This is a genomic window from Streptomyces sp. NPDC050211, from assembly GCF_040656035.1.
In the GTDB taxonomy this organism is placed as follows: Bacteria; Actinomycetota; Actinomycetes; order Streptomycetales; family Streptomycetaceae; genus Streptomyces.
On record NZ_JBFALC010000095.1, the window covers coordinates 16,366 to 28,670 of the forward strand.

10 protein-coding genes are annotated in these 12,305 nt (G+C 70.6%); 3 read left to right on the forward strand and 7 right to left on the reverse strand.

Annotated features, from left to right (window positions below):
- Positions 1 to 29: 29 nt before the first annotated feature.
- From AB0I98_RS45665 to pgsA, 4 genes are all read right to left on the reverse strand, one after another.
- A complete protein-coding gene (locus tag AB0I98_RS45665) occupies positions 30 to 572 on the reverse strand; it encodes a hypothetical protein (protein ID WP_328368097.1) in 543 nt (180 codons plus the stop codon).
- A 77-nt stretch (positions 573 to 649) separates the two neighbouring features.
- Complete coding sequence (locus tag AB0I98_RS45670) at positions 650 to 1,816, reverse strand: glycosyltransferase family 4 protein (protein WP_362951993.1); 1,167 nt, start codon at positions 1,814 to 1,816, stop codon at positions 650 to 652.
- Positions 1,813 to 2,730 (reverse strand): phosphatidylinositol mannoside acyltransferase, encoded by a 918-nt coding sequence (locus tag AB0I98_RS45675; RefSeq protein ID WP_362951994.1) that lies wholly within the window; start codon positions 2,728 to 2,730, stop codon positions 1,813 to 1,815. Before AB0I98_RS45675 ends, AB0I98_RS45670 begins: the two co-directional genes overlap by 4 nt.
- Positions 2,727 to 3,404, reverse strand: coding sequence for a phosphatidylinositol phosphate synthase (gene pgsA / locus AB0I98_RS45680; RefSeq protein ID WP_328368088.1), 678 nt, complete (start codon positions 3,402 to 3,404; stop codon positions 2,727 to 2,729). Before pgsA ends, AB0I98_RS45675 begins: the two co-directional genes overlap by 4 nt.
- A gap of 285 nt (positions 3,405 to 3,689) precedes the next feature.
- On the opposite strand from pgsA, the gene AB0I98_RS45685 reads away from it, so the two are divergent.
- Complete coding sequence (locus AB0I98_RS45685) at positions 3,690 to 5,888, forward strand: elongation factor G-like protein EF-G2 (RefSeq protein ID WP_362951995.1); 2,199 nt, start codon at positions 3,690 to 3,692, stop codon at positions 5,886 to 5,888.
- A 299-nt stretch (positions 5,889 to 6,187) separates the two neighbouring features.
- On the forward strand, positions 6,188 to 7,849 hold the full coding sequence (locus tag AB0I98_RS45690; protein ID WP_362951996.1) for a hypothetical protein: 1,662 nt from the start codon (positions 6,188 to 6,190) through the stop codon (positions 7,847 to 7,849).
- Between the two features lie 24 nt (positions 7,850 to 7,873).
- Here the strand turns inward: AB0I98_RS45690 and AB0I98_RS45695 are convergent, their stop codons facing one another.
- A complete protein-coding gene (locus AB0I98_RS45695; protein ID WP_362951997.1) occupies positions 7,874 to 8,434 on the reverse strand; it encodes an HIT domain-containing protein in 561 nt (186 codons plus the stop codon).
- Between the two features lie 67 nt (positions 8,435 to 8,501).
- Here AB0I98_RS45695 and AB0I98_RS45700 point away from each other — a divergent pair, with 67 nt between their 5' ends.
- Positions 8,502 to 9,158 (forward strand): ion channel, encoded by a 657-nt coding sequence (locus tag AB0I98_RS45700; protein ID WP_362951998.1) that lies wholly within the window; start codon positions 8,502 to 8,504, stop codon positions 9,156 to 9,158.
- Between the two features lie 53 nt (positions 9,159 to 9,211).
- Here AB0I98_RS45700 and thrS read toward each other — a convergent pair whose 3' ends face one another.
- Positions 9,212 to 11,188 carry a threonine--tRNA ligase gene (thrS, locus tag AB0I98_RS45705; protein ID WP_362951999.1) on the reverse strand — a complete coding sequence of 659 codons (1,977 nt, stop codon included), beginning with the start codon at positions 11,186 to 11,188 and terminating at the stop codon, positions 9,212 to 9,214.
- A gap of 91 nt (positions 11,189 to 11,279) precedes the next feature.
- The coding region (locus AB0I98_RS45710; protein WP_362952000.1) for a hypothetical protein at positions 11,280 to 12,305 on the reverse strand (1,026 nt) is incomplete at its 5' end.

Genomic DNA, 12,305 nt, shown 5'->3' on the forward strand with positions numbered 1-12,305 from the left:
CCGGTGGATCGTTTTGCGTGCGGGCGCGGCTACGCGGCCCGCACCATCAGGGCCGCCGGGGGCTCGTCGTCCATCTCGAAGGCCAGCGGGAAGGGCGCGTGACCGGCCAGCCGGAACCAGCGCACCTTGCGGTGCTCCCGGAGCCTTCGGGCCGCTCCCACGGCGTCGTTGTGGAAGCGACGGGCCATCGGCACCCGGCGTACCGCCTCGGTGAGTTCACGCGTGGCCGCCTCTCCCCCGGGCGCCTCCCGAACCGCCTCCACCTGCTGCGCCTCGGCGAACACGGCCCGGAGCGCCTGGCTCAACTCGCTCTCGGCGACCTCCCGTTGCTCCTCCTCCGCCTGCCGCGCGGCGTGCGCGGCCTCGTACAGGACGATCGAGGCGGCCGGATCGAGCACGCCGGAGGTCGCCAGTTCCTGGGCCACCGAGGCGCGGCGCAGCAGCTGGGCGTCGAGCGCGGCGCGGGTGGCGTCGATGCGGGCGTGCAGCCGGTCGAGCCTGCCTGCGGTCCAGCTCAGGTACAGGCCGATCACCACGAGGGCGACGAGGATCCAGATGAGGGTTGCGGTCACGGGCGGCAAGGTTAGCCGGGCTGTGTGGAGCAACTGTGGTCAGCGTCCGACCGGCAGGACCACGCGCGCGTGCCGGGTCAGTCGCGCGCCAGCCCCAGCCGCGCCCGCAACCCCGGCGACCGCTCGTCGGCGGCCGCCACTGCCGTCGTCCCGTCGGTCACCGTCTCGTAGACCGACAGGATGTCCGCGCCGACCGTGGACCAGTCGAACCTCCGGACGTGGGCGCTGCCGCGTGCCCGCAGCTCGGCCCGGCGCTCCGGGTCCTCAAGGAGGCGTACGGCGCCCTCGGCGAGGGCGTTCGCGTCCTCGTTGGCGAACAGCTCGCCCGCGGCGCCCTGGTCGAGCACCTGCGCGAACGCGTCCAGGTCCGAGGCGAGCACCGGGGCTCCCGCCGACATGGCCTCGACCAGGATGATGCCGAAGCTCTCGCCGCCGGTGTTGGGGGCGACGTACAGGTCGACGCTGCGCAGCAGACGGGCCTTGTCCTCGTCGCTGACCATGCCGAGGAACTCGACGCGGGAGCGCATGTCCTCGGGCAGCGTCTCCACGGCCTCCTCCTCGTCCCCGCGCCCCGCGACCAGCAGCCGGGTCTGCGGACGGGCGGCGAGGATCTTCGGCAGCGCCTTGATCAGCACCGGCAGGCCCTTGCGGGGCTCGTCGATGCGCCCGATGAAGCCGATCGTGTCGCCCTGCCACTCGGGCCGGGGCTCGGCCTTGGCGAAGAAGTCGACGTCCACGCCGTTCGGGATCACCACCGCGTCGCCGCCGAGGTGTTCCACGAGGGTGCGGCGGGCGTACTCGCTCACCGCGATCCGCGCGCTGATCTTCTCCAGCGCGGCCTGGAGGATCGCGTACGCGGCGACCATCGCGCGGGAGCGCGGGTTGGACGTGTGGAAGGTCGCGACGATCGGGCCCTGCGCCGCCCAGCAGGTGAGCAGGCCGAGCGAGGGCGAGGACGGCTCGTGGATGTGGACCACGTCGAAGGCGCCGTCGTGCAGCCAGCGCCGTACCCGCGCGGCCGAGAGGAAGCCGAAGTTCAGCCGGGCCACCGAGCCGTTGTACGGCACCGGGACCGCGCGGCCAGCCGAGACGACGTACGGCGGGAGCGGGGTGTCGTCGTCGGCGGGTGCGAGGACGGACACTTCGTGGCCGAGGCGGATGAAGTACTCGGCGAGGTCGCGGATATGGAACTGGACGCCGCCCGGCACGTCCCAGGAGTACGGGCAGACGATGCCGATTCTCACGGCCGCTCCCCGTCGGACGGTCGGGGTTCCAGGTCGGCGAGCCACAGCCGCTGCAGCATGTGCCAGTCCTCCGGATGGTCGGCGATCCCGCCGGCGAAGGCATCCGCCAACGCCTGTGTCATGACAGACGTCTTCTCGGCCTTCGTACCTGCCTCGGGTACCTCGATCGGCGGGTGAACACGACCCCGCATGACGGGCGAGTCGTCGTACCAGAGGGTCACCGGCAGCAGCAGCGCGCCCGTCTGCTGGGCGAGCAGTGCCGGTCCGGCGGGCATCCGGGCCGTGTCGCCGAAGAACTCGACCTCGACGCCGGAGGCGGACAGGTCACGGTCGGCGACCAGGCAGACCAGGCCGCCGTCACGCAGCCGCCGGGCCAGGGTGCCGAAGGCGGTGCCGCCGCTGTGCGGCAGGACCTCCATGCCGAGGCCTTCGCGGTAGGCGACGAAACGGTCGTACAGCGTCTCGGGCTTCAGGCGCTCGGCCACCGTGGTGAAGGGCGTCTCCAGCTGGGTGGTGACCCAGGCGCCGGCCAGGTCCCAGTTGCCCAGGTGGGGCAGGGCCAGGACGACGCCGCGGCCGGAGGCGAGGCCGTCCGTGAGGTGGTGGATGTCCTTGGGGTCGAAGCCGTTCCTGATGCGCTCGGCGCTCCAGGCCGGCAGCCGGAAGGACTCCATCCAGTAGCGCAGATACGAGCGCATGCCCGCGCGCGAGAGCTCGGCGAGGCGCTCCGGGCCCGCGCCCGGCACCACGCGCGCGTAGTTGCTCTCCAGCCGCCGTACGCCCTTGCCGCGCCGCTTCCAGGCGGCGTCGGCGATCGTGTTCCCCAGCCGTACGGCGACCGGCTCGGGGAGCTTCTTGACCGTGCCCCAGCCGATCCCGTACAGCGCGTCCGTCAGCCGGTCCTGGGCGCTCACTTCGCCGCCTCACTCCCCTGGGAGGCATTTTCCCGCGCGGCGGCCTCGTCCGCCTCGGCCGACTCCCGGCGGACCGTGACGACCCGCTGGATCAGCGTCACCAGGCTGCCGACGGCGACGACCCACAGGGCGATCGGCAGCAGGTACTGGATACCGGGCACCCCGAAGTCGTGCAGGCCCGCGAGACCGGCGGCGACCAGGGAGATCACCAGCCGCTCGGCGCGCTCGACCAGCCCGTTGACCGCGACCGGCAGGCCGATCGACTCGCCGCGGGCCTTGGTGTACGACACCACCTGGCCGCTGGCCAGGCAGAAGATCGAGACGGCGCACAGGACGAGGTCGTCGCCGCCCCCCGCGTACCAGAGGATGAAGCCGCCGAAGATCGCGCCGTCGGCGACCCGGTCGAGCGTGGAGTCCAGGAAGGCACCCCAGCGGCTGGAGCGGCCGAGCTGGCGGGCCATGTTGCCGTCGACGAGGTCGGAGAACACGAACAGCGTGATCACGACCGTGCCCCAGAAGAACTCGCCCATCGGGTAGAAGACCAGCGCTCCCGCGACCACTCCGGCGGTGCCGAGGAGCGTCACCGTGTCGGGGCTGACCCCACGACGGATGAGAAACGCGGCGAACGGTGTGAGGACACGCGTGAAGAATGCACGCGCGTACTTGTTCAGCATGGCCTTCCCGAGGGCTCGGTGTCGCCGGACGGCCCCTGCTGGCTACCGGCTGGCCCATCGTAGCCACGCGCGCGTGTCGGCGACGTCCGGGCACCCGCCACCGGCCGTCGGAGCGGCCGGACGGTTCGCAACAGACGGCAGGCGGCCAGATCGCGTCCCTCGTATGGACGCACCGTGACGGGAGTGGAAAGCTCGAAGGACCGCGGGCGTCGCCGGAGCCGCCACCGCACGCGGAGCCGCGTGTCCGCGCCCACAGAGACCTCACCGTGCACGGGAGGCAAGGCCATGGGCGACAAGGCGAACGCACACCCCGGAGCCGCCGGCAGGGCAACAGCGGCCGACCACCCCGCGTCCGTACGGAATGTGGTGCTGGTCGGCCACAGCGGATCGGGCAAGACCACGTTGGTGGAAGCCCTCGCGCTCACAGCGGGGGCAGTGAACCGGGCGGGCCGTGTGGAGGACGGCGGCACCGTTTCGGACTACGACGAGATCGAGCACCGGCAGCAGCGTTCGGTGCAGCTCTCCCTGGTGCCTGTCGAATGGGACGGCATCAAGGTCAACATCCTCGACACCCCCGGATACGCCGACTTCGTCGGAGAGCTCAGGGCCGGTCTGCGAGCGGCGGACGCGGCCCTTTTCGTCGTCTCCGCGTCGGACGGGGTGGACGGCTCGACCCGCATGGTGTGGGAGGAGTGCGCTGCCGTCGGCATGCCCCGCGCGATCGTCGTCACGCACCTGGAGGCCGCGCGCGCCGACTACGAGGAGATGACGCGGATCTGCGCTGAGGCCCTCGGCGGGGACGACCCCGACGCCGTACTGCCGCTGTATCTGCCACTGCACGGTCCGCAGGGGCCCGACGGGCACGCGCCCGTGACCGGGCTGATCGGGCTGCTGTCGCAGAAGCTGTTCGACTACTCGACCGGCGAGCGCAAGGAGTCGGATCCGGATCCGGAACGACTGCCGCTGATCGAGGAGGCTCGCAACCGGCTGATCGAGGGGATCATCTCGGAGAGCGAGGACGAGACCCTCATGGACCGGTACCTCGGCGGCGAGAGCATCGACGTCAAGACGCTGATCGACGACCTGGAGCGGGCCGTCGCGCGCGGGGTCTTCTTCCCCGTCCTGGCCGCCGCCCCCGCGGCCGACGGCGCCCGGCAGGGCCTCGGCACGGTCGAGCTGCTGGAACTGGTCACCGGCGGCTTCCCGACCCCCCTGGAGCGCGAGGCACCCCGGGTCACCACGGTCGACGGCAAGCCGCGCGAGCTGAAGCTCTGCGACCCGGACGGGCCGCTCGTCGCGGAGGTCGTGAAGACGGCGTCCGACCCGTACGTCGGCCGGGTCTCCCTGGTGCGCGTCTTCTCCGGCACCCTGCACCCCGACGAGACCGTGCATGTCTCCGGGCACGGCCTCGCCGACCGCGGGCACGAGGACCACGACGTCGACGAACGGATCGGCGCCCTGTCCGCACCGTTCGGCAAACAGCAGCGCACGCTCACCCACTGCATCGCCGGGGACTTGGCGTCCGTGGCGAAGCTGAGCCGCGCGGAGACCGGCGACACGCTCTCGGCCAAGGACGACCCGCTCCTGATGGAGCCCTGGCAGATGCCCGACCCGCTGCTGCCGCTGGCCATCCGGGCGCACAGCAAGGCCGACGAGGACAAGCTCTCGCAGGGCCTGTCCCGGCTGGTCGCCGAAGATCCGACCATGCGGCTCGAGCAGAACCAGGACACCCACCAGGTGGTGCTGTGGTGTCTGGGCGAGGCGCACGCGGATGTCGCACTGGAGCGGCTGCGCAACCGGTACGGCGTCCAGGTCGACGTGATCCCGCACAAGGTCTCCCTACGGGAGACGTTCGCGAACAAGTCCGCCGGGCGCGGCCGGCATGTGAAGCAGTCCGGCGGGCACGGGCAGTACGCGATCTGTGAGATCGAGGTGGAGCCGCTGCCGGGCGGCTCGGGCATCGAGTTCGTGGACAAGGTGGTCGGCGGTGCGGTGCCGCGGCAGTTCATCCCGTCGGTCGAGAAGGGCGTAAGGGCCCAGGCCGCCAAGGGAGTTGCGGCCGGACACCCGCTCGTCGACATCCGGGTGACGCTCCTCGACGGCAAGGCGCACTCCGTGGACTCCTCCGACGCCGCGTTCCAGACGGCGGGCGCCTTGGCGCTGCGGGAGGCGGCGGCCGACGCGAAGATCCATCTGCTGGAGCCGGTGGCCGAGGTGACCGTCCTGGTCGGCGACGACTATGTGGGCGCCGTGATGAGCGACCTGTCGGGGCGGCGCGGCCGGGTGCTGGGCACCGAGCAGACGACCGGCGCGCGGACCCTCGTACGGGCCGAGGTGCCGGAGATCGAGATCGGCCGGTACGCCGTCGACCTGCGGTCCCTGTCGCACGGCACAGCGCGCTTCAACCGTTCGTACGCGCGGCACGAGCCGATGCCGCCGCAGATCGCCGAAAGGATCCGTGAAGAGACGCGCAGCGCCTCATAGTTGGAGACAACAGCAGGCTGTGCGGAACGCTCCCCTCCGCGTCGGCGACGCGAGTGAGCCGTAGGGGCGTGCCGGTGTCGAGAGTTCGAGCGCGCGGAGGCGCGAAGCGCTGAGCACGGTCGGACTCTCGACACCGGCTGGAGCGCCCCGGAGGCGAACGAGCCGAAAAGAGGTGCTTTCGACCGTCCGCCGACGGGTGTCAGTGCCTGCGGATACGCTGAAGACCTGATCAACAGGTGTGCAGGGCAAGGAAGTCGGGAAGGCCGCAGAAGCGAGAGTTGCGGCGATCGGGGGCGGGAATGACCTTTGACAGCGGCTACGCGGACATCTTCGGTCCGCAGGTGCCGCGCACGGGCGACGGGGACCAGACGGCGACGTTCGCGCTGGCCTCGGCGGCCTATCGGGACAATCTGGTCGGCGACATCAAGAAGGCCGACAACGAATGGCACCAGACCACGGTCAAGGAAGGCCTCAAGTGGGCAAAGATCTTCCGGCCCAACCTGGGTGAGGCCTTCTCGCGGGCCGTGGTGGACCGCATGCTGGGCCCCGGCCGCAAGCCGCTCATCCAGTCCTTCGGCAGCGAACCTCAGGTCGTCGTGGAGCACTGCCTGGCCGCGAACAACATCCGCAAGGACCGCGACAGACTGCTGAGCCTCGTCATGGTGCTGTGCGGTGTGCTGTTCCTGCCCGGGCTCCTGGTCTGGCTGCTGATCTTCACGCTCCGATCCATCATCGCCAAGCGGGACGACAAGCAGGCCGGCGCGTTCGCCACCGGGCTGCTCGTCGCGGCGGGCGCCCTCGCCGTGATCTTCCTGATCCGTACGCCGTTCTCCGGCTTCTGGCTCTGGTATGCGCGGGCTTGTGTGGTCATGCCGGTGGTCGGCTGGTTCTGGGCCAAGCAGATCTGCGAGCGCACGGCGAAGGACCTGCGGGGGCGGTGGGACAGTCTGCTGGCCGGCAGCAGCGTCGGCGCGAAGGTGCCGGAAGCGGTGCCGAGCAGCCCCGGCGAGACCGCGGCCGAGCAGCTGCGCCAGTCCCTGGCCAAGCTCAGCGCCGAGCAGCAGTCCAACTCCGTGTTCTACGCCGGGCCCAAGGGCATACTCGGCATGGGCACGCGCTGGGGCTCCTGGCAGCTCGCCGAGGATCTGATCCCCGCCGACGCGGACCGGGAGATCCACCCGTTCCGCAGCTGGGACGTCGTCCGGTCCATCCACGACCAGTTGCGCATGCTGGAGCGGAACACGCTGAACACCGGCGGCTTCCCCAAGGCGTCCATACGCCACTGGATCGTCACGCCCATCGCGGAGAACGCCAAGGCGGTGTCCCGGCCCGAGGGCACCGACGTGGACGCCTACCAGATCAAGTCCCACGCGATACAGGACATCTGCAACAAGCAGCAGTTCGGCAGCGGTGACCGGCACTACCTGGGTGTCCAGTGGGTGCTCTGGGACGGGCAGTTGGTCATCACCATGCTGATCACGGTGACGGTGCTGCACCAGACGCTGCGCATCGAGGTCACCGGCCACGCCCTCGGCCCGGTGAACGGGCTGTTCACCAGCAAGCCCGAGGCGCCGACGAAGGAAGTCGCCAAGTCGTTCAAGCCGTGGGAGACCCGCAAGGTGAAGCTTCCCCTGGTCGACAGCGACGAGGTGGTCCGGCTGGCCGTGCGGGCCCCGATCTCCTGGTATCCGCCCCTGCTGAACTGGCTCGGCGGCACCATCACCCTCCCCGAGCCCTTCGGCCTGCGGCACGCGTGGGCGGATCAGCCATGGCGCCACCGCTTCATGGCCGACGACGCCCTGCGCGCCGCCACACCGGTGCTGCGGGTCGTCCACTCGGCGGCGATCAAGGTGCTCGAGGAGAACGGCGTGGACACCGAGAAGTTCGGCAACAGGTCGGCGTTCCTCAGCACGGCCGTACAGGACCCGATGCCGAGGAAGGCGGATCTTTACGACGCGTAGCGGCGGCCGGAGGCCGGGCCGGGCTCAGACCGCCGGCCAGGCCTCCGCCAGCATCTTGCGGGTGTCGGCGAGGAGCTGGGGCAGCACGCGCGTGTGGCCGACGACCGGCATGAAGTTCGTGTCGCCGCCCCAGCGCGGGACGATGTGCTGGTGCAGATGAGCGGCGATGCCCGCGCCCGCCACGGAGCCCTGGTTCATGCCGATGTTGAAGCCGTGCGCGCCGGAGGCGGTCCGCAGTGCCGTCATCGCCTGCTTGGTCAGCGCGGCCAGCTCGACGGTCTCCGGACCGGTGAGATCCGTGTAGTCGGCGACATGGCGGTAGGGCACGACCATCAGGTGCCCGCCGTTGTACGGGTACAGGTTGAGCACGACGTAGACCTGCTCGCCGCGCCTGACGACCAGGCCGTCCTCGTCGGACTTGGCCGGGATGGAGCAGAAGGGGCAGCCGTCCTCGGCACCGGGGCCGGTCGGCTTGCCCTCGCCCTGGATGTAGGCCATCCGATGAGGCGTCCACAGGCGCTGGAACGCGTCCTGCGTCCCCACTCCCCACTGCTGCTCCGGCTCACTCGTCATGCAAGGAAGCATATGGCTTCGCCCGTTCGCGGCGTGTCGGCGGGGTTGCGCGGCCGGCGTCCCGGGCGAAGCTGAGCCGGTGGATGCCGACAGCCCCCAGGGCCGCTGGGAGCGGCGCGCTGAAGTGCCCCTCGCGATCACGTCGCTGGTCTATCTCGCCGCGTATGCGGTCCGTGTCCTTGCCCATGGTCTGGCGGGCGTCTGGCAGGACCTGTGCCTCGCCGTGCTGGCCTGCGCCTGGGCGCTCTTCGTCGTCGACTACGCGGTGCGGTGGCGGCTGAGCGGGCGGCGGCTGGGCTTCGTACGGTCGCACCTGCTGGACACCGTGGTGCTGGTGCTGCCTCTGTTGCGTCCGTTGCGGGTGGTGCGGGTGTATGAGGCCGTGCAGCGTCGGCACGGCCGGCCACGGCTGGCGCTGCACGCGCGGGTGATCACCTACGCCGGACTGTCGACCGTGTTGCTCGGCTTCGCCGGAGCCCTCGCCGTCTACCAGCAGGAGCACGCGGCGCCGGACGCGACCATGCGGACCTTCGGCGACGCGGTCTGGTGGACCTGCGCGACGCTCTCCACGGTCGGGTACGGCGACATCACGCCCGTCACAACGGTCGGGCGGCTGATCGCGGCCGGGATGATGGCCTGCGGGCTGGCGCTGCTCGGCGCGGTCACCGGGTCGTTCTCGTCGTGGCTGTTGCAGGTCTTCTCCCGCGAGGACGACGAAGGGCCCCCAGGGAGCTGATGTCACACGTCACATGTGACATAGCACCGCCCCGAGGGCCCTGGAACGCCGGATCAGACCTGCGCCCGCTCCTCGACCACCTTCACGATCTTCGCGATCGCCTCGTCGAAGGGGATGCCGTTCTCCTGCGAACCGTCGCGGTAGCGGAAGGAGACCGAGCCGTTCGCCATGTCCTCGTCGCCCGCGATGACCATGAAGGGCACCTTCTGCTTCTGGGCGTTGCGGATCTTCTTCTGCATCCGGTCGGAGGAGGAGTCGACCTCGACCCGCAGCCCCCGCTTCTTGGCCGCCGCGGCGAACTTCTCCAGGTACTCCACGTGCGCGTCACCGATCGGGATGCCGGTCGCCTGCACCGGCGCCAGCCACGCCGGGAACGCACCCGCGTAGTGCTCAAGCAACACCGCGAAGAACCGCTCGATGGAGCCGAACAGGGCGCGGTGGATCATGACCGGGCGCTGCTTGGAGCCGTCGGGCGAGGTGTACTCGAGGTTGAACCGCTCCGGCAGGTTGAAGTCGAGCTGGATCGTCGACATCTGCCAGGTGCGGCCGATGGCGTCCTTGGTCTGCACCGAGATCTTCGGGCCGTAGAAGGCGGCACCGCCCGGATCGGGGACCAGGGGCAGGCCCTGCTTCTCGGCGACCTCGCGCAGCGTCTCGGTCGCCTCCTCCCAGACCTCGTCGGAGCCGACGAACTTCTCCGGGTCCTTGGTGGACAGCTCCAGGTAGAAGTCGGTCAGACCGTAGTCGCGCAGCAGGCCGAGGACGAAGGTGAGCGTCTTGTCGAGCTCCTCCGACATCTGCTCCCGCGTGCAGTAGATGTGCGCGTCGTCCTGCGTGAAGCCACGCGCGCGCGTCAGGCCGTGCACGACGCCCGACTTCTCGTACCGGTACACGGTCCCGAACTCGAAGAGGCGCAGCGGCAGTTCACGGTACGAGCGGCCGCGCGCGTCGAAGATCAGGTTGTGCATCGGGCAGTTCATGGGCTTGAGGTAGTAGTCCACGCCCTCGTCGAGCTGCATGGGCGGGTACATACCCTCGGCGTACCAGTCGAGGTGGCCCGACGTCTCGAAGAGCTTCCCCTTGGTCGCGTGCGGGGTGTAGACGAACTCGTAGCCCTCTTCCTCGTGACGGCGGCGCGAGTAGTCCTCCATCACCCGGCGGATGATGCCGCCCTTGGGGTGGAAGACCGCGAGGCCGGAGCCGATCTGCTCGGGGATGGAGAAGAGGTCCAGCTCGTTGCCGAGCTTGCGGTGGTCGCGCTTCTCGGCCTCGGCGAGGAAGTCGAGGTGGGCCTTCAGCTCGTCCTTGGTGGGCCAGGCGGTGCCGTAGATGCGCTGGAGCATCGGGTTCTTCTCGCTGCCGCGCCAGTAGGCGGCCGCGTTGCGCATCAGCTTGAACGCCGGGATGTTCCGGGTGGTGGGCAGGTGGGGACCGCGGCAGAGGTCCTTCCAGCACAGATCGCCGGTCTTGGCATCCAGGTTGTCGTAGATCGTCAGCTCGCCCGCGCCGACCTCGACGTCCGCGCCGTCGTCGGAGGAGGCCGCGCCCTTGAGGCCGATCAGCTCCAGCTTGTACGGCTCACCGGCCAGCTCTTCACGGGCGGCCTCGTCGGTGACCACACGGCGGGAGAACTTCTGCCCGCGCTTCTGGATCTCCTGCATCTTCTTCTCGATGGCCTTGAGATCCTCGGGCGTGAACGGCTTCTCGACGTCGAAGTCGTAGTAGAAGCCGTCCTTGACCGGCGGGCCGATGCCCAGCTTGGCCTCGGGGAACAGCTCCTGCACGGCCTGCGCCATGACATGCGCGGTGGAGTGGCGCAGGATGTTCAGGCCGTCCTCGGAGGAGATCTCGACGCCCTCGACCGCTTCCCCGTCGGAGAGCACGTACGACAGGTCCTTGAGCTCGCCGCCCACGCGCGCGGCGATGATCGAGCGCTCGCCGGCGAAGAGCTCCGCGGCCGTAGTGCCCGTCGTCACCGTGCGCTCTTCCCGCTCGGAATCGCGTTGGATGATCACACGGACGTCTGACACCGGTCTCTCCTGACTGAAGGTGGGTGCGGGCGCCGTACCTGGAGCGCGCGCAATACCGGATCGTACCGACCCGGGACGTCCCACCGCGAAATCAGTCCCCGAAGTCGGCGTCCAGGCCTGCTTCATGATCGTCGCCTCCGCAGGCCTCCTCGAAGAAGTCTAGGTTCTCCTGGAGCGACTTCATCAGCCGGTCCCGCTCGGCGTCGTCCACCTGCACCGGAACGACCCCGGAGGCGCCGGTGAGCCTGCGGAAGCCGCCCCGGCTCTCCAGCCGGCCGTGCACCCGCACCGGCAGTCCGACGAGGTGGGCGTGCCCGGCGATGCGGTACCCCTCCTCGTCCAGGGTCAGCCGGATGTGCGGCACCTCGGCGCCCGCGATCACCCGCAGCCGTACGGCGCCCTCGCCGCGCGGCCCCGACCGGCGCATCCGGGTCACCGTCCCGGTGATCCGCACCGGCATGGACGGTTCCTCGCGCAGATAGCGAGCCCCTGCCTCGCGCAGCACGGGCAGGTCGCCGGGCGAGAACTCGACGGCCTCGGCGCCCGCGGCACAGCCCTCGGGGGCACCGGCGCCGGGCGCCCACTCGACGGCGACGCGGGCGCCCTCGGTGCCACGGACCAGGGTGACGAGCGCCTCGGTCAGTTCACGGCTGACGCCCGCCTCGATGGCGCCGTCGAAGGCGTCCATGCCGCCGGTGGCCCGCTGGTAGTCGATGGCCTCGCGGGCGGCGTACAGGGCCTGGTGCAGGCGTACGGCGAGCAGGCGGCCGGTGTCGACGGGCACGAACGCGGTCAGCTGGCGGCCGCCGGTCGCGGCGCCGACGAGGACATTCTCCAGGGACGCGGCGGCGGGGCGGCGGTGCCGGGCGCCGTAATAGCCGGCACGCGCGCGTGTGGCGAGAGCGCCCGCCAGAAGCATCTGGCGGGCGGCGGTGCGCAGTTGTTCCTCGATCATCCATGGCGCGGCGCCGGCCGGCCCGGTCGGTACATCGCGCCACCAGCGGATCTCGTCGCTGGGCACGGTGAGGCCGACCAGGACCTCGCGGGCGGAGGGCGAGCCGCTGCGGGACAGCGCGACGAGGGCCTCGCCGAGCAGGTCGTCGCTGTCGGGGAAGGC